This is a genomic window from Steroidobacter gossypii, from assembly GCF_016801985.1.
Lineage (GTDB): Bacteria > Pseudomonadota > Gammaproteobacteria > Steroidobacterales > Steroidobacteraceae > Steroidobacter > Steroidobacter gossypii.
Genome location: NZ_JAEVLS010000006.1, coordinates 252,911 through 277,480, shown reverse-complemented (window position 1 = coordinate 277,480; position 24,570 = coordinate 252,911). Strand labels below are relative to the sequence as shown.

Here is a 24,570-nt window from a genome sequence, read left to right as displayed (position 1 = left end):
ATGACTGGTGCAAAAGTTACAACCGATCGAGATCTGCCGGCGGCTGTTGCGGCGGACACGACACCGCGCCCGCGGCTGTCCGTGATCGTGCCGCTCTACAACGAGCAGGAAAGCATTCGGCCGCTGTATGCCGCCATCGTGCAGGCGCTAGGAGACATCGGCTGCAGCTTCGAAATGGTGTTCGTGGACGACGGCAGCCGGGACGACACAGCGGAGATCGCCAGGCAGATCGCGCGCTTCGACTCGCGACTGCGGTTGGTGAAGTTCCGACGCAATTATGGCCAGACGCCGGCCATGGCGGCCGGTATCGAGCACGCCCGGGGCGAAATCCTGGTGACCATGGACGGCGATCTGCAAAACGATCCGGCGGATATCAAACTGCTGCTGGAGCAGATCGAAGCGGGCTTCGACATCGTGGTGGGCTGGCGCCACAACCGTCAGGATAAGCTGGTCACCCGCAAGATCCCTTCGCGCATCGCCAATGTGCTGATCGGGAAAGTCACGGGCGTGCCGATTCGCGACAACGGTTGTTCCTTGAAGGCGTTTCGCGCCGAGCTCATCAAGAGCATTCCGCTCTACTCGGAGATGCATCGTTTCATCCCCGCCATGGCTTCCATCGCGGGCCCGCGTGTGGCGCAGATACGCGTGCGTCATCACGCCCGCCGTTACGGACAATCCAAATACGGGCTGTCGCGCATCTACAAAGTTCTGCTGGACCTGATGGTCATCAAGACGGTGACCACCTTCGCCTCGCGTCCGCTACGCTGGTTCGCACTGCTGTCGGTGCCGCTGTTCCTGGCCGCGTTCGCGATGCTGGCGCACACATTCATCAGTTTACTGACAAATCGCTCGGAACTTTCGCTACCGCTCGCCGGTACTGGAATCATATTCCTGGCCTCTGCCACCCTGCTGCTGTGTAGCGGCGCATTGGCCGAGTTGATTTATTCCCGCGGCGACATCCGCGACAACGAGTTTTTCCGACTGACGCAAATCATTCAGCGCCAACCGAGTGACAAGCCCAAGGCGCGGCCCACACAACCAGTGACGACCATCTCATCATGAGCACTCAGCCTCTCTCCCGTGAGTCAGTGACACCTTCGCTGCCGTCGATCTCGGTGATCGTGCCGGTCTGCGGGCGGCGTTCGGAGCTGCGCGCTCTGTATCAGCAGTACAAGGCCGGCGTCGCCGCGATCGGTCTGCCGTTCGAGTTCATATTTGTGATCGACGGCGACCGGACCGACGCCTGCCGCACGCTGGAAGCGATGTTGCAGGAAGGCGAGGACCTTACCGTCATCAACCTGACGCGCAGCTTCGGCGAAGCCGCGGCCTTGATGGCCGGCTTCGAGCGGTCCGCAGGCAGCGTGATTTTGACCTTGCCTGCGTATCATCAGATAGAAGCGCAGGACATTCCGAAACTGCTGGCCGCGCTGAGCGCCTCGGACATGGCGATCGGCTACCGCTCGCCCCGCTACGGCAATCTGCTCGATCGCATGCGTCGCAGCGCCTATCACGGGCTGGTCAATTTCGTCACCGGCTCACGACTGCAGGACATCGGCTGCGGCGCGCGCGCCATGCGCCGCCAGGTGTTCGAAGAAATGGATCTGTACGGCGATCAGCATCGCTTCATGGCCATCCTGGCCACGCGGCTCGGCTTCCGGGTCAGTGAAGTGGCCATGCGCCAGTCGCCGCAGGATCGGCTGGCGCGCATGTATCGTCCCAAGGAATATGCGCATCACGTTCTCGATCTGTTCAGCATCTTTTTCCTGACGCGCTTCACCAAGCGACCGTTGCGCTTCTTCGGCATGCTGGGCGCTGCGACCTTCGGCATCGGCGCGGCCGTCATCGCGCTGCTCAGCGTGCAACGGCTGTTCTTCGACGAGAAGTTGGCGGACCGTCCGGCGCTGCTGTTGGGCGCGCTGTTGGTTGTGCTGGGTATGCAGGTGTTCGCGCTCGGCCTGCTGGGCGAGCTGATCATCTTCACTCACGCCCGCGGCATGAAGGACTATCGAGTGCAGGAAGTGATTCAGTATCCCGAGACTGTGACTTCATCCGTCGAAGTGACCGACGTGGAGCCCGCTGAAGGTCGTAACAACGAGATTCGGCACACCGCGCCACCGGCGATGACGGCCTGAAAACCCGCCGACGCGCCGGCGATGTCCGGCGCGTCAGCGGCCGAGCCGGTGGCGATGGTCAACTTCACGTCTTCAAGCACGGCGGCCGGCAATTGCGCCGCCTCCGCCGTCGAATAAATCATCGTGACTTCCGACAGCCGTTGAATGGCGTTGGCCGCCAAAGTGCCGGTCAGAAAGTGGTGCGCGTGGTGAATCAAAATACAATGCGGTCGCCCGGCGCGATCGTGCAGCGCCTGCAGTTGTAACAACAGCGCATCGACGAATACCGGCCGCGTCTCTGAAGGGAGCGCGGCAAGATTGATTTCGATGCTGTGTGTGGGATGCTCGAGCGCCGACAGCACATCGGTCAGGCGGGGCGCTTCATGCGCGTCGCCCCAGCTGCTCATGTCCCCGACCGCACCGCGCGGCGACGTGCCCCCGAACTTCCGATCGGCGCCAATGACGCAGCACTGATAATCCTGGGCCATCAGCTGATCGAGCAAACGATTGCAGATCATGGTGCGTGCCGACTCATCGGGCCCGCTGATCAGCACCGAATCCTGACAGGGCGCCAGTGTCACCTCGCGCTCATCCTCGCTCTTGCCCAGCACTACGCGACGGCGCGGCGTCGCCGATGCGAGATCGGTGGCGATGAGATCCCGCGCCAGCTCGAGAAAGCCTTCGCAGTACTCGCCTTCCGTCACTCGGTCGGCAGCCTGCTTGATCGCCTCATGAGCGTTGCTCACGACCACTGCATGCTCCGCCGACGCCAGCAGCGGAAGATCGTTCCCCGCGTTGCCGATGGCCACCAGGTTGTGGCGCGACACGCCGAGCTCGCGCAGTGCTTCGTTGACGCCAGAGCCCTTGTCGATGCCAGGCGGCAGGACCAGCAGCGTGTCGTCGTTCAAAACCAGCTCGTAGTCCATGTGCAGCTTGAGCTTGCGCAGCGCCTCGCGCGCAGTGTCCAGATGCCGCGCGCTGGTGCTGATGATGGAGCTGCCAACCGCCAACGGCGCGACCTGACGCCGTCGCAGTTCCTGCAACAGGATTTCGGGCGGCGCCTGACCCAGGATTTCGGACTGTCGCGTCGCCGTCCGATGCAGCACCGCGCCGTTCTCGGCGACGATATAGTCGAACAGCCGGGCCTCCGGAAATATCTCCAGCAGCTGGCGCAGTTCGCGACCGGTGACCAGGATCAATTTGCGCCCGGTCGCGGAAAGCTCGCGCAAAGCATCGATGCAACGCTCGTCGCAGCGGCCATCGCGCGCCAGCGTTCCATCAAAGCCTGCGGCTAGCACCACGTATCTCATCGAGTTGCTTCGTCCAGCGCCAAGCTACGTCCCGGTCTGGCGCCTTGCAGTCAACCTCAATTGAACAGCATGTCGTACGCCGCCAGCAGGCGCGGTACTTCATGCTCCCAGGCAAGCGAGTTCTTGACCCGCTCGCGGCCCCACTCACCCATCTGCTTGCGACGGGGCTCGTCGTCGAGCAGCGTCACGATCTGCTTCGCCATGTCGATCGGATCGTTGCGCCTCGCGTACAGCGATGCCTGCTGCGCCGAGACGCGTCCCTCGGTCAGGTCGTACTGCACGATGGGTTTGCCCAGCGCCATGTACTCCATGATCTTGTTCATGGTGGACTTGTCGTTCATCTCGTTGGCGACATCGGGATTCACGCACACGTCCGCCGTGTTGAGCATGGCCAGCAGCTCCGCATCCGGCACCCGGCCGGTGAAAGTCACATACTCTGCGACCTCCAGTTCCCGGGCCAGTTTGCGCATCGCCTCGAGCTCGGTGCCGCCGCCCACCAGTCCGAAGTGAATGTCGGTGCGCCTCATGTCGTGCACGATGTGACGAACCGCGGTCAGCAGGCCATCGATGCCTTCCTGTCGGCCCATCACGCCCACGTAGCCGACCAGGTATTTGCGACCGCGCTTGAGCTCGGGCTGGGGCGGCAACACCTTCAGACGCCGCAGGTCCGGCCCGGAGCGGACCACGAATACTTTGTTCGGCTGCTGACCGCCCCGTTCGATGGCGATCTTGCGGTACGACTCGTTGGTCGCCACGCACACGTCGGCGGTTTTGAAGGTCCAGCGCTCCAGCGCCAGCATCAGCTTGTAGAACGCGTCGCGACGCTGGAACTTGGCCTCGTACAGCTCGGGATTGATGTCGTGGTGATCGAACAGGAATTTTTTCCCGAACAGTTTGTAGAAGGCGCCAATCAGAAAAATCATGTCGGGCGGATTGCAGCCGTGGATGACATCGAAGCCACGGCTGAACAACACCTTGAGCGACAGCAGAAACTCCGCCGCCAGCGCCCAGCTGTATTCGAGCGCGTAGCCGAGCGCACCGCTGGCTTCGAACGGCATGGAATGGCGATAGATGGCCACGCCTTCCAGCTCCTCGAAGCTCTTTTCATAGCCCTTGCCCTTGGGGCAGATGATGGATACCTGATAGCCGTGCGCCTGCAACGTGCGAGCTTCCTGCCATACGCGCCGATCGAACGGTAACGGCAGGTTCTCCACGATGATCAGCACACGCCGGCGACGGGCGACGGCGACGCTGGCGCCCATCGCCTCGGGGGTTTGTTCTTCGGCATTCGACATGACCTTGTTACCAGCACACGCCTTGATAGTTGGCGCGATAGGTATCGCGGTCCGGCAGCATCGCAATGTCCAGCAACAGCTGATCGGGCCGCGTATGAGCGCGCAGCGCCGCCAGGACTTCTGGAGTCTTCATCGCCACCACCAGCACGTCGGAGTCGCGCACCAGCGCGTCCAGGTCCGTGGTCATCAACGAGGCGATGTGCGGAATGCTCTCCTCGATGAAGCGGCGGTTGGCGCCGATCAATCGCGCCACGTTCACCTGCGGATCGAAAATGCACAACGGCAGGCCTTTGCCGATGAAGCGCTCGGCCAGGATCACCATCGGGCTTTCACGCAGATCGTCGGTGCCGGACTTGAAGCTCAGTCCGATCATGCCCACCGAACGGCGGCCGCTCGCCAGCACGCGCTCGACGGCATGCTCGATGTGCGCGGCATTGCTGGGCAACAGACTGCTCAGCATCGGCAGCTCCACATCGTTGTTCTTGGCCAGGTACAACAGCGCCTTCAGGTCCTTGGGCAGGCAGGAGCCGCCGAACGCGAAGCCCGGGCGCAGGTAGGCCGAAGAGATGTTCAGCGCTCTATCCATGCACAGCAACTTCATGACCTCGTGGGGGTCGACGCCGACGGATTGCGACACTCGGCCGATCTCGTTGGCGAAGGTCACCTTCAAGGCGTGGAAAGCGTTGCACGCGTACTTGAGCATCTCGGCGGTCCGCACCGAGGTGTGTACGAATTCGCACGGCAGATGTCCGAAAATCCCACGCAACGCTTCGACCGCGTACTGGTCGTCAGCGCCGACCACCGTCAACGGTGGGTTGTCGTAGTCGTTGATCGAGGTGCCTTCGCGCAGAAACTCCGGCTGAAAGCACAAGCTGAAGTCACGCCCCGCCTGCAGCCCTGACGACGCTTCGATGGCCGGCTTGATGACGTCGTCCAGCGTGCCCGGCTTGACCGTGGAACGGATGACGATGACGTGGCGAGTGGCTTTCTCCGGCAACACCGCGCCGATCTGCTCGGCGATGCGAGTGATCGCAGTCAGATCCTGGTTGCCATTGGCGCGCGGCGGAGTACCGACGCACACGAAAGAAATGTCAGTCGCGAGAATCGCGTCCCGCACCGAATCGGTGACGCTCACCGTGCCGCCACGCATTACCGCGCGTGTCAGTTCTTGGATACCGGTCTCGACGATGGGCGCCTGACCTCGGCGCAACAATTCGAGCTTGCCTGGATCGATGTCGACACCAAACATCTCATGACCGTCGCGCGCCAGACACGCCAGCGACACGGCGCCCACGTAACCCAGGCCGAAAATGCTGATTCGACGCGGCGAGCCCGGTGCGATGTCTTCGTCCTGCGCGCTCTCCCGCAGCCAGCCGCGGCGAGAACGCTGCGCCTCGGCGCTCACGTTATCGATCTGTAACGCCATCATGTGTCTCCGTAATGAAAGTACCGAGCGACGCTCCACGCGCACACTCGGTTCCCCCATTCAAATGGCAAGTTCTATGCCGGTGTTCCGTCGATCGCTCACGTGGCGTCGAAACGTCGACTACGTGTCGCAAGCTGCAGTCAGTTGGTTGATCCACAGTGCGTCGCGAATGCTTCAGAACGCAACGCACCCGCCGCAATCGATCGGTTTTTTCACCAATGCTGCGTCAATGTTTTCGACGCTGGAAATTTCCTACTTTTACAACGCCGAAAAAACTTTCTTACAAAGGAACTCCACTAGCGCTTGAAGAATTTGCATCTCACACTTCGATCACAACCCTCCAGTTTTCTTTTGGGGAGAACTTACACAGTGGACGCACCGATCACGCTGCACGAGAACGGGCTCGGCAACCTCCTCGGGCGCTCGCCTGCCATGCATCAAGTGTTCGGCTTGATCAAACGAGTGGCGCCGACCGAGGCGACCGTGATGATCATGGGTGAAAGCGGCGTCGGCAAAGAGCTGGTCGCCGAATGCATCCATTACTTGAGCAATCGCGCGCACGGCCCCTTGGTTGCGATCAACTGCGGCTCGATTCCCGCCTCGTTGATCGAGGCCGAATTGTTCGGCTACGAGAAAGGCAGCTTCACCGGCGCCTCACGCTCGCACGCGGGCGTGTTCGAACGCGCCACCGGCGGCACCTTGTTCCTCGACGAGGTCACCGAGATGCCGCTGGACATGCAGACTCGCCTGTTGCGAGTACTCGAGACCGGACGCTTCTATCGCGTCGGCGGCACGCAGGAGATCAAGACGGATATTCGGGTCGTGGCGGCGACCAATCGCAACGTCACCGAGGCAGTGACCAATCGTCAGCTGCGCGAAGATTTGATGTATCGGCTGGCGGTGTTCCCGTTGCACATCCCGCCACTGCGCGAGCGGCCCGGCGACGTGCCGTTGCTGGCGCAACACTTCCTCGAGGTGCTCAATCGCACCAGCGATGTGACCAAGCGATTCTCACCTTCGTTCCTCGATGCCTTGACCTCCCGGCGCTGGGCCGGCAACGTTCGCGAGCTCAAGAACACCGTCGAGCGCAGCTTCATTCTTGCGGACGAAGTGCTGGACGTGGATCTGTCGATCACCATGCCCGCGCACACCGTCGAACCGGTGGAAGCGGCTCGCCCCGCCGGCGTGCATGTGCCGCTGGGCTCACGGCTGGACGAGGCCGAACGCTCGCTGATCGAAGTGACCCTGGATTACTGCGAGGGCGACAAGCGTCGCGCCGCGGCCGTGCTCGGCTGCAGCCTGAAGACGCTCTACAACAAATTGAACAGCTATGCGCGGGAACGCTCTGAAGCGAGCCAGAACATCGGACGTCACATTCCTGGCGTCGGAGTGCCGATCACGAGCTGATTAACGCGAACTATTCGAGTCGAGACCAGCGCACGTATCGTCGACCCGCTATCGGCCCTCCTCGCGGAGGGCCGATGTTTTTCTGGAGGTTTAGCCGGCCGCGACCGGGGCGAGGACGACGATGCGGTCGCGGCTGGAGACCACCGAGCCGCCGGGCTTTTCGATGGTGACCGCGAACGCTTCGGGCTTGCGGATCTGGAGCTTGGCGGTGATCGGGATGATCACTTCGCTCTGGCCCGGAGGAATGTCGAACACGCCGCCGTCCACCGGATAGCGCTCATCGCGCGTACCGTCGAAGATCCACAGCTGATACTGCAACTCGTTCGAGTTGTTGGCCTGCAAGCCTCGGAAGCGCAGATAGCCGTTCTGACTGCGCGGATCCCAGACCACATCGCCGGTGACGCCGCTTGCGGCTGGATCCTGGGTCGTTTGCCAGGTCTGGCGCAGCACGCCCTGTTGGGCGAGCAGTTCCTCACGCTCCTGTTCCAACGTCGAGGCGATAGGAGCCTGGACCATCGGGTCGCCACCGGTCTGCATGCGGGGCCACCAGCCAGCCAGCGCGATCAGCACGCTGGCCGCAGCAGCGAACCAGCCCACCTTGCTCTGCCACTGCACCGGCTTGCGCGACGGGCGTTGCGCCGGCTGCGAGGTCGAAGACGGGCTCACCGCAGGCGCCGCCGTTGGCGTTCGTGAGCGGCCGGCAATGCTGATGACCCTCGGCTGCCCCGAGCTCTGTCGCGGCGGCGGCGACATCGAGGTCGCGGCGAAGGTATCCGCCTGGTCCATCAACCGCTCGCGCAGGCTGTACGGCATTTCTTCGGTGGCGTGATTCTCCACATCGCCGGCGAGCAGCAGCGCCGCGGCGGTGTATTCGAAACGCCCCGCGTCCACGTACTTCTCCTCGGAGAGCAACTGCTTCAGCTCGGCTCGTTCGGAAGAATTCAAGCCATCCACGGCCCGCTGCACCAACAGCTCCACCAGCCTGGGGTTCTGCATGACGGAGTTGCCCATTAGCGCACCCCGTCCGAGGCGGCATTCTGCACACCCATGATCTCACGCACTTGAATCAACCCACGACGCATCATGGTCTTGACTGTACCGAGTGGCATTTGCAGCACATCGGCAATTTCCGAATGACTCAACCCTTGCAGGATCCCAAGCTCCAGCACCTGCCTTTGTTCCGGTCGCAGCTGCATGACTGCACGCGCGGCGGCCGAAGCCTCGGCGCACACTTCAGCGCTGTTACCGGGATCGGCCCAGCCCAGCGAATCGATGTCGTCGGTGGACTCGGTGCGGGCCTGATGCGAGGCGCGCCGCATGCGGTCGATCAGCCGTCGGCGCGCGATGGTGGCGACGAAGACTTTTTCCGAGCCTTGCGCGGGATCGAAGCGACCGGCGCTGCGCCAGACATCGGTGAAAATTTCCTGGACGGCGTCTTCGGCGTCGGCGCGGGTGCGAGTCAGACGCCTCGCGATGGACCAGATGAGACTACCGAATTGATCGATGCACTCGTGCACGGCACGCGCATCTCCTTGTGCGACTCGAGCGAGTACGGAGTCCGTCATTCGCGGGCGGCTCTGAGCTGGTGTGATTCGCGTCGCATCGTCGTTGGTCAGTGCGATGAGCGAAGAATATGGAGCCGGAAGTATAGCGGAGACTGTCACTTCAGTTCGCCAGCTGTCATGTGAGGTGAAGGGTTACTCGCAACCACTTATTCGCGACAGTGGCGCCGAAGGGATTCATGTCGATGCGCGTCCGCCAACCGGATCACATTTTTTTCGCAGGCGTTCAGGTTGGAAGCAGCGCCTCGAGAGCGCTTGTACTCGGCCGCGAAGGATCCTAGACTCGGTACCAGACGTTTGTCTGGTATCGACCCTGGCCAGGGTCGACCGGTACAGCGCAGGCCCCGCATGCCCGACCTCACCCGCAAGCAGTTGGAAGTCCTGGCTTTTATCCGCCGCTTCATGGAGCGGGACGGACTGCCGCCCACGCGCGGTGAAATCGCCGAGGGCCTGGGGCTGCGCAATCGTCAGGGCATCGATCAGCATCTGCGCGCCCTCGCGAGCAAGGGCGCGCTCGAGCTGGTACCTGGTATTTCTCGAGGCATTCGCCTTCGGGAGGATTTCGCGCCGATCGCGGAATCGAATCGCGAGCGCGCGAAGTCGAACTCTGAAGCGGGCCTGCCGTTGCTCGGGCGGATCGCCGCCGGTGAACCGATTCTGGCGGCGTCTCATATAGAAGAGCACGTCGTCGTCGCTGCATCGCTGTTCAAGCCGCACGCCGATTTCTTGCTTCGGGTCCGCGGCGACAGCATGAAGGACGCCGACATTCTCGATCGCGACCTGCTGGCGGTTCATCGAACCTCGCAGGTGAGTAACGGCCAGATCGTGGTGGCGCGGCTGGTCGATCAGGACGAAGCGACGGTGAAGTTCTACCGTCGGCAAGGCCACAGGGTGCGGCTGGAACCGGCGAACGCGGCATATCGGCCCATCGAGATCGATCTGCGTGAACAGGAACTGTCCATTGAAGGGCTGGCAGTGGGAGTGATTCGCACCGCCCTGCCCCGTGTTCGATGAATCATCATGAGTGCGTCTCGCGCCGAGAAGTTGGAGCAGCTGGCGCGCCTGTGTCGCCACGGCCACGAAGGCCCACCGGCGCGGGTGGAGCCCAGCGGCTCGGCGAACCTCGACGCCGTGTTGCCCGGCGGGGGCTGGCAAGCAGGCACGGTGGTCGAGTTGATGCCGGTGAGCGAGGGGATCGGCGAGCTGCAACTGTTGATGCCTGCGCTGGCCAAGATCACGCAGGGCGAGCGCCACGTCGCCATGATCGCGCCGCCTTACATTCCGTACGCTCCAGCCCTGCTTCGCCATGGGCTGCGGCTGGAGCATTTTTGGATCATTCGCGCCCAAAGCGCGACCGACATCCTCTGGTCGGCCGAACAAACATTGCGATGTAAGTCGTTCGGCGCGGTGCTGGCCTGGCCGCAGGCGATCCGCGACCGCGAAGTGCGCCGACTGCAACTCGCCGCCGAGGCGGGCAACAGCGTCGGGTTTGTCTATCGTCCGCCGAGCGCCGCTCGTGAATCTTCTCCCGCCGCGGTCCGCCTGCGCCTGCAGTCGGACGCGAGCGGGCAATTGAATATCGATGTGGTCAAGTGCCGCGGCGCGCGCGCCGGCATGACTCTAGCGGTTAGCGGTTGGCGGTCAGGGGTTAGCCAGAACAGCGAAGCTGATGTTGCTGTCGCGCCTCTTTACCAACCTCTAAGCGCCAACCGCTAACCGCCGGTGCGCCATGCTCTGGCTCTGCATCACCCTGCCCCAGTTGCCTCTCGAAGCTTTGCAATGTGAGCAAAGTGAGCGGCCCACGGTGGTCACGGTTTTGGAAGGCAACGTTCGCTCGGTGGTCTGTTGCAACCCGGCTGCGGAACGCGTCGGCTTGAAGCCGGCGATGAACTTCACCACCGCCTTGGCCATCCTCCCCGAAGTGATCGCAATGGAGCGGCGGCTGTCGGCCGAGCAGGCGGCGCTGGAGCGGCTGGCGACCTGGGCATATCAGTTCAGCGGCACCGTCATCGTGGGCGAACTGTTTCTCGACTTGCAGCGTGCCCGGAGCACGGCGGTGTGGCTGGAAATCGGCGCCAGCCTGAGATTGTTTGGCGGCTTCCGCAAGCTCATCGAGCAGTTGGAAGCCGAGTTGCGCAAGCTCTCATATAGCTATCAGCTCGGCATCGCTCCGACGCTGGAAGGCTCGGCATTGCTCGCGCGTACCGGAGTTCGTGTTGCGATCACTAGCGTTGAAGCATTGCGCGCGCGTATCGGGTCGGTATCGGTGCGCTGGTTGAATCTCGATCCGTGGATTCCCGAGCAGCTGCAAACTGTCGGCGTGCGCACAGTGGGGATGCTGGTGGCGCTGCCTCGGGATGGGGTGGCAAAACGTTTCGGCCCGGAGGTGTGCAACTACCTCGATCGACTGATGGGCTCCGCAGCCGACCCGCGCCCGACATACCGGCTGCCGCCGCAATATCACGCTCGCTTCGAATTCGAAGCGGAAGTTCACAACACCGAAGCTTTGCTGTTCCCGTTGCGGCGCATGTTGCGTGAGTTCGTCGGCTTCCTTCGAGCTCGGGACACCGGAGTGCAGAAGTTCACGCTGCGCTTCATTCATCGCGACGCCGTCGCCACGGTGCTCACGATCGGGCTGTCGATGCCCGACCGAAACAGCGAACGTTTCCTGGCATTGGCGCGCGAACGGCTCGAGCACACTGCCCTGGCTGCAGCCCCGGTGGCGTTGGAGCTATCCGCCGAAGAGTTCGCGATGCCCACCGGCATGCATATCGACATGCTGAGCGGCGCAACCGAGCAAAGTGAAGAGCTCGGCCACACCATCGATCGTCTCGTCGCCCGCCTCGGTGAAGCGCAGGTCCACGGCGTCAAGGCCGTCGCCGAGCATCGCCCCGAAAACAGCTGGGCCACAGCCGATCCACAGCACGCGCGGCCACACCTGGATTTTCCCGATCGGCCTTTGTGGCTGCTGCCGGAACCCAAGCCCATACAGCTGAGCGGTATGCCCGTGCTCACGGGCGCGGAACGAATCGAAAGCGGCTGGTGGGATGGCGGCGACGTGCGACGCGACTATTTTATCGCTCGCACTCAACAGGGCGCGGCGCTGTGGATCTTCAAGGATCTGAACGACGGTAGCTGGCATCTGCACGGGTTCTGGTCATGACCGTCGACCGCTACGCCGAGCTCCACTGCGTCAGCAACTTCAGCTTCCTGCGCGGCGCGTCGCATCCGGGCGAGCTGGTGTATCAGGCGCACAACCTTGGCTATTCGGCGCTGGCGTTGACCGACGAATGTTCCATGGCCGGCGTGGTGCGTGCGCTCGAAGCGGCCGAGGACTGCGGATTGCAGCTCATCGTTGGCGCTGAATTCCGCTGTCCGAACGATCTGCATCTGGTGCTTCTGGCGCCATCACAGCGCGCCTATGCGCAGATTTGCCAGCTCATCACCAAGGGCCGCATCGATTCGGCCAAGGGCACGTACCAACTGGCGCGCGGCGATCTCGAGAAGGATTTGAGCGAATGCCTGGCGCTCTGGGTTGCCCCTCGCAACGCTCGGCCGTCCGAGGCGCGGTGGCTACGGGAGTTCTTTCCTGACCGTGGCTGGATCGCGGTCCCGATGTTGCGTCGGCCGGACGATAGTGAGCACCTCGCGGCCATGCAGCGGTTGGGGCAGTCGTTCGGATTGCCATTGGTGGCAAGCGGCGATGTCCACATGCACATCGAATCACGACGGGCGCTCCAGGACACGATGACCGCCATTCGCCAAGGCTGCACTGTCCGCGACGCGGGTCATCGTCTGTTCCCCAATGGCGAACGCCATCTGCGGCCGCGCCACGTACTCGCTGAACTTTATCCGCGCGAGTTGCTCGAGGAAACGTTACGCATCGCCGAACGCTGCAAATTCTCGCTGCGGAGTCTGCAATATCACTATCCCAACGAGATCGTTCCCGCCGGGCGGACAGCCACCCAGCATTTGCGCGATCTCACCGAGCTCGGGATCCGTCGCCGCTGGCCGAAGGGCGAACCGGCGTCGGTCCGCGCCACTATCGAAAAGGAACTGGCGCTGATCGAGCGCAAGCACTACGAGCATTTCTTCTTGACGGTGCACGAGATTACCGAGTGGGCGCGTTCGGAGCTGGCGGACGACGGCGGGAGGAAGAAACCCATCTTGTGCCAGGGCCGCGGCTCGGCCGCGAATTCGATCGTGTGCTATGCGCTAGGAATCACCGAAGTGAATCCTGAGGACATCAGCGTGCTGTTCGAGCGCTTTCTGAGCGATGAGCGCGACGAGCCGCCGGACATCGACGTGGATTTCGAGCACGAGCGCCGCGAGGAAGTCATCCAGCATGTCTTCAGGAAATATGGCCGGGCGCGCGCAGCGATCGCCGCGACCGTTATCACCTATCAACCGCGCAGCGCCATTCGCGAGGTAGGCAAGGCCTTGGGTTTGACTGAAGACGTGGTCGGCCGCCTCGCCAAGTCGCATGCCTGGTGGGATAACTGGGAACGGCTGTCCGCCAACATCCAGGCCATGGGCATGCATGTCGACGACATCGTGATGCGCCGACTATGCACGCTGGTGAAGGATCTGCTGAATTTCCCCCGGCATCTTTCGCAACATGTCGGCGGCTTCGTGATCGCGGAGGAGCCGATCAGCGAGCTGGTGCCGATCGAAAACGCCGCGATGCCCGATCGCACCATCATTCAGTGGGACAAGAACGATCTCGAAGAGCTCGGTCTGTTGAAAGTGGACGTACTGGCGCTGGGCATGCTGACCGCCATGCGCAAGACTTTCGAACTGCTCGAGACTGCCGGCACCGGACCGACGGCCATGGATCAGATCGCGCGCGGCGACGAGGCGACCTACGACATGATCTGCCGTGCCGACACGATTGGTGTGTTTCAGATCGAGTCGCGCGCGCAGATGAGCATGCTGCCGCGGCTGAAGCCGCGCACCTACTATGACCTGGTGATCGAGATCGCAATCGTGCGACCCGGTCCCATCAAAGGCGGTATGGTGCATCCGTACCTGCAGCGCCGCTCCATGCGCGACGAAGATATTCCGTACGCCAGCGACGCTCTCCGCCCGGTGCTGGCGAAGACGCGCGGCGTGCCGATCTTTCAGGAACAGGTGATGCAGATCGCCATCGTCGCCGCGAGCTTCACGCCGGGTGAAGCCGATCAATTGCGCCGGGCCATGGGAGCCTGGCAGCGCAGCGGCAAGATGAGCATGTATCGCGACAAATTGATGAGCGGCATGCTCGCGAACGGTTATACCCCGGAATTCGCCGAGCAGATCTACAAACAGATCGAAGGCTTCGGCGAGTACGGTTTTCCGGAATCGCACTCGGCCTCGTTCGCGCTGCTGACCTACTTCTCCAGCTGGCTCAAATGTCATCGACCCGCGGCCTTCATCGCCGGGCTCATCAACAGCCAGCCCATGGGCTTCTATCAACCCTCGCAATTGCTCGAACAGGCGAAGCGGCAAGGCGTTAAGGTGCTGCCAGTGGATGTCACCGTCAGCGATTACGACTGCACGCTCGAACCGGACGAGCACGGCAACCACGCCATCCGGCTCGGCATGCGCTTGGTGAAGGGCTTGCGCAGGGAAGAAGCGATGAGCGTAGTGGCAGCACGCGCGTCGGCGCCCTTCACCTCGGTGGAAGATGTCGCCTATCGCGCCGGCTTGAAGTCACGAGCTGCCAAAGCGCTCGCACAGAGCGGCGGATTCCGGAGCTTGAGTGAACATCGGAATCACGCTTTCTGGAGCGCTCTCGGCATCGAGCATCTTCCGGGCGCCCTCGCCGCGAACGCTGCGCGCGAGCCTGCACCCGCACTGCCCGTCCCGACGGAATGGGAAGAAGTCCAACGCGACTATCGGCAGATGGGATTGAGCACCGGCCGGCACCCGATGGCGGTGCTGCGACCGAAGTTGCGCGCCTCGGGCATCTCCACTCGTAGCGAACTGGATCGAATGCGCAACGGACGCACGGTGCGCGTGGGCGGCCTGGTCACTCACCTGCAACATCCACAAACGGCGAACGGAGTCATCTTTGCGTCGCTGGAGGACGAGACCGGCATCAACAACATCGTTTTCTGGCCTGGCGTATTCGAGGCCTATCGAGACCGGATTCTGCAATCGAACTTCATGGTGGTGACGGGAGAAGTGCAGAGCCTGGAATCAGTCGTGCACGTGGTGGCGATGGCCGTGGAGGATTATTCCCACTGGGTGAGAACATTGCCGCGCAAGTCGCGCGACTTTCATTGAGGGAAGAGTGCCCGGACGGGCGAGAAATCAGCTGGCGGCGCGCAGCTGGTTGAACTGCTCGGCCGCCATGTCCTTACGCAGGACCTTGGCAGCTTCAGCGCGCTGGCGCTTGGAAGCATTGACCGCGGCTTTGGCGACTTTCACGTCGATGACCTGGGCTTTGACGAGCCGACGGCGTTCCAGCGTGTTCATGTTGTTCAACCCCTGATTACTCGAAGCAATTGGTTGGTTGCTGTACCGCAGCGGTGCAAACGCACCTGAGCAAAAAGCCCCGACGGATGACTCCGTCGGGGCTTTCGCTACGTTTAAGAGCCTGGCAGTGACCTACTCTTGCATGCCCGAAGGGCACACTACCATCGGCGCACAGCGTTTTCACTTCCGAGTTCGATATGGGATCGGGTGGTTCCCGCTTGCTATTGCCGCCAGGCAAACTGGCTCACGTCGCAGTCGATTGCTGTGTTTCAAGCGCTCGGCTGCAGTGAATTCGGAGTTGTTTCGACACACTTTGACTCAGCAACAGGTTCAACGAACCGATGTCACATTGAGTATCAACATGGTCCATACAAAGCCCAAGCTGATTGGGTGTTATATGGTCAAGCCTCACGGGCAATTAGTACTGGTTAGCTCAATGCATTGCTGCACTTACACACCCAGCCTATCAACGTCGTAGTCTGCGACGGCCCTTTAGGGGAATCGAGTTCCCAGGGAAACCTAATCTTGGGGGGGGCTTCGCGCTTAGATGCTTTCAGCGCTTATCCCGTCCGCACATAGCTACCCGGCAGTGCCACTGGCGTGACAACCGGAACACCAGAGGTGCGTCCATCCCGGTCCTCTCGTACTAAGGACAGCTCACCCTCAAGTTTCCAACGCCCACGGCAGATAGGGACCGAACTGTCTCACGACGTTCTGAACCCAGCTCGCGTACCACTTTAAATGGCGAACAGCCATACCCTTGGGACCTGCTACAGCCCCAGGATGTGATGAGCCGACATCGAGGTGCCAAACTCCTCCGTCGATGTGGACTCTTGGGAGGAATAAGCCTGTTATCCCCGGAGTACCTTTTATCCGTTGAGCGATGGCCCTTCCATACAGAACCACCGGATCACTAAGACCTACTTTCGTACCTGCTCGACCTGTCCGTCTCGCAGTTAAGCACGCTTATGCCTTTGCACTCTAGAGCGCGATGACCGACCGCGCTGAGCGTACCTTTGCACTCCTCCGTTACTCTTTGGGAGGAGACCGCCCCAGTCAAACTACCCACCATACACTGTCCCCAATCCGGATTACGGACCTAGGTTAGAACTTCGAACATCCCAGGGTGGTATTTCAAGGTTGGCTCCACCCGAGCTAGCGCCCAGGCTTCATAGCCTCCCACCTATCCTACACAGGAAGGTTCAAAGTTCAGTGTAAAGCTGTAGTGAAGGTTCACGGGGTCTTTCCGTCTTGCCGCGGGAACGCCGCATCTTCACAGCGATTTCAACTTCACTGAGTCTCGGGTCGAGACAGTGTGGCCAGCGTTACGCCATTCGTGCAGGTCGGAACTTACCCGACAAGGAATTTCGCTACCTTAGGACCGTTATAGTTACGGCCGCCGTTTACCGGGGCTTCGATCAAGAGCTTCGCCTTGCGGCTAACCCCATCAATTAACCTTCCGGCACCGGGCAGGCGTCAGACCCTATACATCCACTTGCGTGTTCGCAGAGTCCTGTGTTTTTGATAAACAGTCGCAGCCACCGATTACCTGCGACCTTCAACAGCTTCGGGAGCAAGTCCCTACACCGTCGAAGGCATACCTTCTTCCGAAGTTACGGTATCAATTTGCAGAGTTCCTTAACCCGAGTTCTCTCAAGCGCCTTGGCAGATTATCTGCTCGCCCACCAGTGTCGGTTTACGGTACGGTCCAATGTGATCTGAAGCTTAGAGGCTTTTCCTGGAAGCGGGGCGTTACTCACTTCGGCTCACGTGGAGCCTCGTCATCACACCTCGGAGTTAATGAGCTACCGGATTTGCCTGGTAACTCCTCCTACATGCTTAAACAGGGAACCAACCCCTGCTGAGCTAGCCTTCTCCGTCACCCCATCGCAATCACACCGGGCACAGGAATGTTGACCTGTTTTCCATCGGCTACACCTTTCGGTCTCGTCTTAGGAACCGGCTCACCCTGCTCCGATTAACGTTGAGCAGGAAACCTTGGGCTTTCGGCGTGCGGGTTTTTCACCCGCATTAACGTTACTCATGTCAGCATTCGCACTTCTGATACCTCCAGCACACCTCGCAGTGCACCTTCGCAGGCGTACAGAACGCTCCCCTACCACCTGCACTTGCGTGCAGATCCGCAGCTTCGGCTCATGGCTTGAGCCCCGTTAAATCTTCCGCGCGGGCCGACTAGACCAGTGAGCTATTACGCTTTCTTTAAAGGATGGCTGCTTCTAAGCCAACCTCCTGGCTGTCTATGCCTTCCCACATCGTTCACCACTTAGCCATGAATTTGGGGCCTTAGCTGGCGGTCTGGGTTATTTCCCTCTTCACGACGGACGTTAGCACCCGCCGTGTGTCTCCCACCGGTTCACTTCCTGGTATTCGGAGTTTGCATAGGTTTGCTAAGTCGGGATGACCCGCTAGCCTAAACAGTGCTCTACCCCCAGGAGTGCTCGATGAGGCACTACCTAAATAGCTTTCGGGGAGAACCAGCTATCGCCGGCCTTGATTAGCCTTTCACTCCTATCCACAGCTCATCGACACACTATTGCAACAGTGGTTCGTTCGGACCTCCAGTGGGTATTACCCCACCTTCATCCTGGCCATGGATAGATCGACCGGCTTCGGGTCTATTCCCAGCGACTGATTCGCCCTATTCGGACTCGGTTTCCCTACGGCTCCCCTATACGGTTAGCCTCGCCACTGAAAATAACTCGCTGACCCATTATACAAAAGGTACGCCATCACCCTTGCGGGCTCTGACTGCTTGTACGTATGCGGTTTCAGGTTCTATTTCACTCCCCTCTCCGGGGTTCTTTTCGCCTTTCCCTCACGGTACTGGTTCACTATCGGTCGATAGAGAGTATTTAGCCTTGGAGGATGGTCCCCCCATGTTCAGGCAGGATTACACGTGTCCCGCCCTACTCTTCGTTGGTCATCGACTTTGCCTTTCGTGTACGGGGCTATCACCCGCTATGGCCGGACTTTCCAGACCGTTCCACTAAGCTCGATCGACTGGTTCCAACTGGGCTGTTCCGCTTTCGCTCGCCACTACTGACGGAATCTCGGTTGATTTCTTTTCCTCCGGGTACTGAGATGTTTCAATTCCCCGGGTTAGCTCTTGCAACCTATGGATTCAGTTGCAAGTACTGCCGAAGCAGTCGGTTTCCCGATTCGGAGATCTGCGGGTGAGTCTGTTTGCCAACTAACCGCAGCTTTTCGCAGGCTACCACGTCCTTCATCGCCTTCTATCGCCTAGGCATCCACCACATACGCTTATTCACTTGACCATATAACCCCAATGAGCCTGAGGCTATACGTTGCTGATTCTCGAATGCGACATGATTCGTCTGAACTCTTTCTGCCTTCAATCGTTTATTTCTAAACGGTTGTGAAGTCATCTAGATTTCGCTGAATCTGATGCGTCAAAACAACTTCCGAATTTTTAAAGAGCACGTAACAAGAGTCGTTGAGACTCTCGCGACGTAAAGCCACGCATAGACCGTCGGGTGACGATGCATGAGTCGCTTCACGTACACGTGAACGAATTCCGCGTATCGCTGGTGGAGCCAGTCGGGATCGAACCGACGACCCCCTGCTTGCAAAGCAGGTGCTCTCCCAGCTGAGCTATGGCCCCTGACATACCAGTGATGGACTGGTGGGTCTGGGAGGATTTGAACCTCCGACCTCACCCTTATCAGGGGTGCGCTCTGACCAACTGAGCTACAGACCCGTGATGGTTTGAAGCCGGGCCAGTCTCGCGGAAACCAAACTTATCGAATCAGGTAACTTGTGTTGGGAACTCGCGGCAGCCGTATGGCTGAAGCAGAGTCATTTAAAGGAGGTGATCCAGCCGCACGTTCCCGTACGGCTACCTTGTTACGACTTCACCCCAGTCATTGACCACACCGTGGTAAGCGCCCTCCTTGCGGTTAGGCTACCTACTTCTGGTGCAATCAACTCCCATGGTGTGACGGGCGGTGTGTACAAGACCCGGGAACGTATTCACCGTGACATCGCTGATTCACGATTACTAGCGATTCCGACTTCACGCAGCCGAGTTGCAGACTGCGATCCGGACTACGACCAGCTTTTTGGGATTGGCTCCCCCTCGCGGGTTGGCAACCCTTTGTACTGGCCATTGTAGCACGTGTGTAGCCCTGGTCATAAGGGCCATGATGACTTGACGTCATCCCCACCTTCCTCCGGTTTGTCACCGGCGGTCCCCTTAGAGTTCCCAACTTAATGCTGGCAACTAAGGGCAAGGGTTGCGCTCGTTGCGGGACTTAACCCAACATCTCACGACACGAGCTGACGACAGCCATGCAGCACCTGTCTCCAGGTTCCCGAAGGCACCCCCACATCTCTGCAGGGTTCCTGGGATGTCAAGACCAGGTAAGGTTCTTCGCGTTGCATCGAATTAAACCACATGCTCCACCGCTTGTGCGGGTCCCCGTCAATTCCTTTGAGTTTCAACCTTGCGGCCGTACTCCCCAGGCGGAGAACTTAACGCGTTAGCTACGACACCGAAGGGCAGACCCCTCCGACATCCAGTTCTCATCGTTTATGGCGTGGACTACCAGGGTATCTAATCCTGTTTGCTCCCCACGCTTTCGCACATGAGCGTCAGTATTGGTCCAGGAAGTCGCTTTCGCCACTGATGTTCCTTCAGATATCTACGCATTTCACCGCTACACCTGAAATTCCACTTCCCTCTCCCATACTCTAGCAATGCAGTCCCGAATGCAGTTCCCAGGTTAAGCCCGGGGATTTCACATCCGGCTTGCAAAGCCGCCTACGCGCGCTTTACGCCCAGTAATTCCGATTAACGCTCGCACCCTCTGTATTACCGCGGCTGCTGGCACAGAGTTAGCCGGTGCTTCTTTAGTTGGTTACGTCAAGGCCGCAACGTATTAGGTCGCAGCTTTTCTTCCCAACCGAAAGGGCTTTACAACCCGCAGGCCTTCTTCACCCACGCGGCGTCGCTGGATCAGGGTTGCCCCCATTGTCCAATATTCCCCACTGCTGCCTCCCGTAGGAGTCCGGACCGTGTCTCAGTTCCGGTGTGACTGGTCGTCCTCTCAGACCAGTTACGGATCGTCGCCTTGGTAGGCCGTTACCCTACCAACTAGCTAATCCGACTTGGGCTCATCTATCAGCGCCAGGCCTTGCGGTCCCCGGCTTTCATCCGTAGATCGTATGCGGTATTAGCCCGAGTTTCCCCGGGTTGTCCCCCACTGATAGGCAGATTCCCAAGCGTTACTCACCCGTCCGCCGCTCGTCAGCATGTATTGCTACACCTGTTACCGCTCGACTTGCATGTGTTAGGCACGCCGCCAGCGTTCAATCTGAGCCAGGATCAAACTCTTCACTTAAAGGCTTTGAGACCTATCAAGTTTAACGAAGAGGTTATCCAACAAGCTCTACTGGCTAATTGGTAACTCATCGTCGAAGTTGGCTTCGCCAACGAACCGACGCGAGTCCCCACACAAATTACCTGTTCGATTTTTAAAGAGCGTCACCGGTGCGCTGAGGCTTTCGGTGTCTGCCGTCGCAGCTTTCGCTGCAGGCAGAAGCGGAACTTTAAGCTGCTTTTTTCGTTCCGTCAACCCCCTCGTTTTTTCATTTCGAGGCGATCGACTCGTCGAATCAGCTTCTTCGCGGCCCGTTTTTCAACCGGCGTCCGCCGCGAAGGTGGCGCATCTTACTGTCTCGTTTCTGGCCGTCAACCCCCTCGAAATTTTTTATTTCCGAGGCGTTGGCGGGCAGTCGAACCAGTGTCCTCGCAGCCCGTTTTTCAACCGGCGCCCGCCGCGAGGGAGGCGCATATTACTGTTTGATTTCAGGGCGTCAACACCCGCCGCAAAAAATTTTTCGCGGCGCTTCCGACGGCTGAAAACATGCTTATTTCTTCGCCACGCGGAAACCCGATTTCGTAGCCACCGCGTGAATTTGCAAGAGTGCAAAGGGCGCTGCCAACATTTTTTTTTCGAGCGCCGAAAAGGTCGGTCGCGAGGCCACGCAGGCCCCGCGAATCTGTCAAAGCGATCGCGGCTACGCGGTGGCTCGCACCACCTCGATGTAGGCGAAGCCTCGCTTGCCGACCTGAAACAACCTCGCCGGTCCCGGCTCCAGCGTCTTCTTGATGTCTTCGACGCGCTCGCCATCGATTCGGACGGCGCCCTGCTGAATCAAGCGATTCGCCGCCGAGGTGCTTTCCGCAAGACCCGCCTGCTTGATGACGGCCGCGATCGGGATGCTCGCGCCATCGATGCTGACCGTCTTGGTCTCGACGTTCTCCGGAATCTCCCGACGCTGGCTGCGTGAGGAAAAATTCTGACGCGCCTGTTCAGCGGCCGCGGCGCCGCCGAAGCGCGTGGTGATCTCCATCGCCAGCTCGAACTTGATCTCCATCGGATTGCGGCCGTCGGCCATCTGCTGGCGCAAGCTCGCCAGCTCCGCATTGGGCCGGAACGACAGCAGCTCGAAGTAGCGCCACATCAAGTCATCGGAGATGGACATGAGCTTGCCGAACATGCTGTCCGGCTCCTCGTTGACGCCGATGTAATTGCCGAGCGACTTGGACATCTTGTTGACGCCATCCAGGCCCTCGAGCAGCGGCATGGTGAGCACCACCTGCGGCTCCTGTCCGTGGCTCTCCTGCAATTGGCGGCCGACCAGCAGGTTGAATTTCTGATCGGTGCCGCCGAGCTCGACATCGGCCTTGAGCGCCACCGAGTCGTAGCCCTGCACCAGCGGATACAGGAATTCATGAATGGCGATCGGCTGGCCGCCCTTGTAGCGCTTGCTGAAATCGTCGCGCTCCAGCATGCGAGCCACGGTGCTCCGGGCGGCCAGCTGAATCATGCCCGCCGAGCCGAGCTGGCTCATCCAGCGCGAATTGAAGTCGATGGTGGTTTTGTCGCGATCCAGAATCTTGAAGATCTGCTCTTGATAGGTCCGCGCATTGGCCTGCACATCCTCGGGCGTCAGCGGCGGCCGGGTGGCGTTGCGTCCGGAAGGATCACCGATCAAACCAGTGAAATCCCCGATCAAGAAAATCACCTGGTGGCCGAAATCCTGAAAGCGGCGCATCTTGTTGATCAGCACCGTGTGGCCCAGGTGCAGATCGGGCGCCGTGGGATCGAAGCCCGCTTTGATTCTGAGCGGCTGACCGCGACGCAGCTTGGCGAGCAGTTCGCTTTCCAACAGGATCTCGGTGGCGCCGCGCTTCAGCTCGGCCAATTGTTCTTCTGCAGTAGGTGCGGAGAGCATCGGATTTCCAGCGTGCCGCGAAGGGCACGATAACGAGTGAGTGAAACGAAATGAGGCGACTTTAGTCGCTTCGGCACGCTTTGGTCACGTGGAGCCACGTGGGGTCCACGCGCCAGTCAGGTGGCGTTCACGTCACTTTTACGTGAGGGGCGCGAGAGTTTGGATCCGAACGCCATCTACGTGGGTTGACGTAGCCGCTGTGATTCTTCAAATTTGCGACTTGATTCATTTACTTTAACTTATTTTTTACGCACCAGCTATGCGCGAGTCTAGGCAACCTGGATCCCTGAAGTTTCAAGGAGCAATCGCCAAGGGATTGCAGCCCAGCGCCCGGACCGCTTTCGACTACAAGCCGCAGGTGCCCCGCTCGCCCAATCACGCGCGCTGGTTCATTTCCGGGCTGGTGTTGCCGCTGATCGGCGGCATCGTTGCCTATGCCGTGGCGACCCAGGACGCCACGGTGACCGCGCCGAGTCAGCCGGCCGTGAGCTTGACCAGCCTGCCGCCGATTCCGGTGGAAACGGCGGCGCCCATCCCGGCGGCGATGCCGACTTCGCTGCTCGGTGACACGGTTGAATACGTGGTCCGTCGCAACGACACGATGGATCGCATCTTCCGCCAGCTGAAACTGAACCTCACCGACCTCGCCGTGATTCGCGACATGCCGAGCGTGCAGCAGAGCCTCGATCAGCTGCGTGTCGGCGACATCATCACGCTGGTGCACGACCAGGGCCTGGTGCAACAGCTGACTCGCCGCATCAGCGAGACCGAGATTCTGTCGGTGACGCGCGGCAATGAAGGCTTCAACGCCGAAGTCATCGAAACGCCGCTGGACATCCAGGAAGTTCAGGCCGAAGGCACCATCGACTCTTCGCTGTTCGTGGCGGCGCGCGCCGCCGGCGTCAGCCCGGAACTGATCCTGCAGCTGGCCAACGACATCTTCGGCTGGGAAATCGACTTCGCGCTGGATATCCAGCCCGGCGACAAGTTCAACCTGGTGTACGAGCAGAAGTATCGCGACGGCAAGTTCATCGGCAACGGCCGCATCCTGGCCGCCGACTTCAGTAACAACGGCACCATTCACCGCGCGGTATGGTTCGAGTCGAAGGACGGCAAGGTCGCCGACTACTTCGCACCGGACGGCCGCAGCATGCGTCGCGCCTTCCTGCGCGCCCCGCTCGAATTCACTCGCATCAGCTCGAACTTCAATCCCAAGCGCCGTCATCCCATCCTGAACACGATTCGGGCCCACAAAGGCGTCGACTACGCGGCCTCCACCGGCACGGTGATCAAGGCGGCGGGCGACGGTCGGGTGAAGTTCGTCGGCACCAAGGGCGGTTATGGCCGCGTGGTAGTCCTCGAACACGGCGGCGGCATCGAAACGCTGTACGGTCACATGTCGCGCTTCGCCAGCATTCGCAACGGTCAGCGCGTCCGCCAGGGCACGACCATCGGCTACGTCGGCAGCTCCGGCGCTGCCACCGGTCCGCATCTGCACTACGAATACCTGGTGAACGGCGTTCACAAGAATCCGCGCACCGTGCTGCTGCCGGATGCGGCGCCGATTCCGGACTCGTATCGAGCCGAATTCCTGACCGCTTCCGGCCAGATGTTCGCCAAGCTGGATCGCTCCGGCGCCGCCACGGTCGCCGCCGCCCTGCCCCGCTAACCCGCCGGCTCAAGGATCGCGCCTCGCGGCAGGGGTGCGATCCATGCGAC

The 24,570-nt window shown here is 60.6% G+C and carries 15 protein-coding genes, 2 tRNA genes and 3 rRNA genes; 8 read left to right on the top strand and 12 right to left on the bottom strand.

Going from position 1 to position 24,570, the window contains the following annotated elements:
• A complete protein-coding gene (locus JM946_RS24960; protein WP_203170096.1) occupies window positions 1-1,062 on the top strand; it encodes a glycosyltransferase family 2 protein in 1,062 nt (353 codons plus the stop codon).
• A complete protein-coding gene (locus tag JM946_RS24955; RefSeq protein WP_203170095.1) occupies window positions 1,059-2,132 on the top strand; it encodes a glycosyltransferase in 1,074 nt (357 codons plus the stop codon). The genes JM946_RS24960 and JM946_RS24955 overlap by 4 nt, the downstream gene beginning before the upstream one ends.
• Here JM946_RS24955 and JM946_RS24950 read toward each other — a convergent pair.
• Genes JM946_RS24950 through JM946_RS24940 form a run of 3 tightly spaced genes read right to left on the bottom strand, consistent with a single transcriptional unit; the run spans window position 2,024 to window position 6,142 of the window.
• Complete coding sequence (locus JM946_RS24950) at window positions 2,024-3,421, bottom strand: HAD family hydrolase (protein ID WP_203170094.1); 1,398 nt, start codon at window positions 3,419-3,421, stop codon at window positions 2,024-2,026. The two genes, JM946_RS24955 and JM946_RS24950, sit on opposite strands and share 109 nt — an antisense overlap.
• A gap of 56 nt (window positions 3,422-3,477) precedes the next feature.
• Complete coding sequence (locus JM946_RS24945; protein WP_203170093.1) at window positions 3,478-4,716, bottom strand: glycosyltransferase family 4 protein; 1,239 nt, start codon at window positions 4,714-4,716, stop codon at window positions 3,478-3,480.
• 7 nt (window positions 4,717-4,723) lie between these two features.
• A complete protein-coding gene (locus JM946_RS24940; RefSeq protein WP_203170092.1) occupies window positions 4,724-6,142 on the bottom strand; it encodes a nucleotide sugar dehydrogenase in 1,419 nt (472 codons plus the stop codon).
• A 369-nt stretch (window positions 6,143-6,511) separates the two neighbouring features.
• Between JM946_RS24940 and JM946_RS24935 the strand changes: the two genes are divergently transcribed.
• Complete coding sequence (locus tag JM946_RS24935; RefSeq protein ID WP_203170091.1) at window positions 6,512-7,549, top strand: sigma-54 interaction domain-containing protein; 1,038 nt, start codon at window positions 6,512-6,514, stop codon at window positions 7,547-7,549.
• Window positions 7,550-7,639: 90 nt separating this feature from the next.
• Here JM946_RS24935 and JM946_RS24930 read toward each other — a convergent pair whose 3' ends face one another.
• On the bottom strand, window positions 7,640-8,560 hold the full coding sequence (locus JM946_RS24930) for an anti-sigma factor (protein WP_203170090.1): 921 nt from the start codon (window positions 8,558-8,560) through the stop codon (window positions 7,640-7,642).
• Entirely contained in the window at window positions 8,560-9,114 is a 555-nt protein-coding gene (locus JM946_RS24925) for an RNA polymerase sigma factor (protein ID WP_203170089.1), read from the bottom strand. Before JM946_RS24925 ends, JM946_RS24930 begins: the two co-directional genes overlap by 1 nt.
• A gap of 345 nt (window positions 9,115-9,459) precedes the next feature.
• Between JM946_RS24925 and lexA the strand changes: the two genes are divergently transcribed.
• The 4 genes from lexA to JM946_RS24905 are packed head-to-tail and all read left to right on the top strand — an operon-like array spanning window position 9,460 to window position 15,378.
• On the top strand, window positions 9,460-10,125 hold the full coding sequence (lexA, locus tag JM946_RS24920) for a transcriptional repressor LexA (RefSeq protein ID WP_203170088.1): 666 nt from the start codon (window positions 9,460-9,462) through the stop codon (window positions 10,123-10,125).
• Window positions 10,126-10,131: 6 nt separating this feature from the next.
• Window positions 10,132-10,827, top strand: coding sequence for a translesion DNA synthesis-associated protein ImuA (imuA, locus tag JM946_RS24915; RefSeq protein ID WP_203170087.1), 696 nt, complete (start codon window positions 10,132-10,134; stop codon window positions 10,825-10,827).
• A 13-nt stretch (window positions 10,828-10,840) separates the two neighbouring features.
• Window positions 10,841-12,274 carry a Y-family DNA polymerase gene (locus JM946_RS24910; protein ID WP_203170086.1) on the top strand — a complete coding sequence of 478 codons (1,434 nt, stop codon included), beginning with the start codon at window positions 10,841-10,843 and terminating at the stop codon, window positions 12,272-12,274.
• A complete protein-coding gene (locus JM946_RS24905) occupies window positions 12,271-15,378 on the top strand; it encodes an error-prone DNA polymerase (protein ID WP_203170085.1) in 3,108 nt (1,035 codons plus the stop codon). Before JM946_RS24910 ends, JM946_RS24905 begins: the two co-directional genes overlap by 4 nt.
• A gap of 27 nt (window positions 15,379-15,405) precedes the next feature.
• Here JM946_RS24905 and JM946_RS24900 read toward each other — a convergent pair whose 3' ends face one another.
• From JM946_RS24900 to tyrS, 7 genes are all read right to left on the bottom strand, one after another.
• On the bottom strand, window positions 15,406-15,570 hold the full coding sequence (locus JM946_RS24900) for a hypothetical protein (protein ID WP_203170084.1): 165 nt from the start codon (window positions 15,568-15,570) through the stop codon (window positions 15,406-15,408).
• 119 nt (window positions 15,571-15,689) lie between these two features.
• Window positions 15,690-15,805: ribosomal RNA gene (rrf, locus tag JM946_RS24895) — 5S ribosomal RNA — on the bottom strand.
• A 162-nt stretch (window positions 15,806-15,967) separates the two neighbouring features.
• A 23S ribosomal RNA gene (locus JM946_RS24890) occupies window positions 15,968-18,866 on the bottom strand.
• Window positions 18,867-19,137: 271 nt separating this feature from the next.
• A tRNA-Ala gene (locus JM946_RS24885) sits at window positions 19,138-19,213 on the bottom strand.
• Window positions 19,214-19,232: 19 nt separating this feature from the next.
• A tRNA-Ile gene (locus tag JM946_RS24880) sits at window positions 19,233-19,309 on the bottom strand.
• A gap of 104 nt (window positions 19,310-19,413) precedes the next feature.
• Window positions 19,414-20,951 (bottom strand): 16S ribosomal RNA (locus JM946_RS24875).
• The 16S, 23S and 5S rRNA genes sit together here with 2 tRNA genes alongside, the layout of an rRNA operon.
• Before the next feature lie 679 nt (window positions 20,952-21,630).
• A complete protein-coding gene (tyrS, locus tag JM946_RS24870) occupies window positions 21,631-22,851 on the bottom strand; it encodes a tyrosine--tRNA ligase (protein WP_203170083.1) in 1,221 nt (406 codons plus the stop codon).
• 259 nt (window positions 22,852-23,110) lie between these two features.
• Here tyrS and JM946_RS24865 point away from each other — a divergent pair, with 259 nt between their 5' ends.
• Entirely contained in the window at window positions 23,111-24,520 is a 1,410-nt protein-coding gene (locus tag JM946_RS24865) for a peptidoglycan DD-metalloendopeptidase family protein (protein WP_218043103.1), read from the top strand.
• Window positions 24,521-24,570 lie beyond the last annotated feature (50 nt).

Coding starts and splice junctions, on each gene's coding strand:
- JM946_RS24960 (WP_203170096.1), top strand. CDS start 1: ATGACTGGTGCAAAAGTTACAACCGATCGAGATCTGCCGGCGGCTGTT.
- JM946_RS24955 (WP_203170095.1), top strand. CDS start 1,059: ATGAGCACTCAGCCTCTCTCCCGTGAGTCAGTGACACCTTCGCTGCCG.
- JM946_RS24950 (WP_203170094.1), bottom strand. CDS start 3,421: ATGAGATACGTGGTGCTAGCCGCAGGCTTTGATGGAACGCTGGCGCGC.
- JM946_RS24945 (WP_203170093.1), bottom strand. CDS start 4,716: ATGTCGAATGCCGAAGAACAAACCCCCGAGGCGATGGGCGCCAGCGTC.
- JM946_RS24940 (WP_203170092.1), bottom strand. CDS start 6,142: ATGGCGTTACAGATCGATAACGTGAGCGCCGAGGCGCAGCGTTCTCGC.
- JM946_RS24930 (WP_203170090.1), bottom strand. CDS start 8,560: ATGGGCAACTCCGTCATGCAGAACCCCAGGCTGGTGGAGCTGTTGGTG.
- JM946_RS24925 (WP_203170089.1), bottom strand. CDS start 9,114: ATGACGGACTCCGTACTCGCTCGAGTCGCACAAGGAGATGCGCGTGCC.
- lexA (WP_203170088.1), top strand. CDS start 9,460: ATGCCCGACCTCACCCGCAAGCAGTTGGAAGTCCTGGCTTTTATCCGC.
- imuA (WP_203170087.1), top strand. CDS start 10,132: ATGAGTGCGTCTCGCGCCGAGAAGTTGGAGCAGCTGGCGCGCCTGTGT.
- JM946_RS24910 (WP_203170086.1), top strand. CDS start 10,841: ATGCTCTGGCTCTGCATCACCCTGCCCCAGTTGCCTCTCGAAGCTTTG.
- JM946_RS24905 (WP_203170085.1), top strand. CDS start 12,271: ATGACCGTCGACCGCTACGCCGAGCTCCACTGCGTCAGCAACTTCAGC.
- JM946_RS24900 (WP_203170084.1), bottom strand. CDS start 15,570: ATGAACACGCTGGAACGCCGTCGGCTCGTCAAAGCCCAGGTCATCGAC.
- tyrS (WP_203170083.1), bottom strand. CDS start 22,851: ATGCTCTCCGCACCTACTGCAGAAGAACAATTGGCCGAGCTGAAGCGC.
- JM946_RS24865 (WP_218043103.1), top strand. CDS start 23,111: ATGCGCGAGTCTAGGCAACCTGGATCCCTGAAGTTTCAAGGAGCAATC.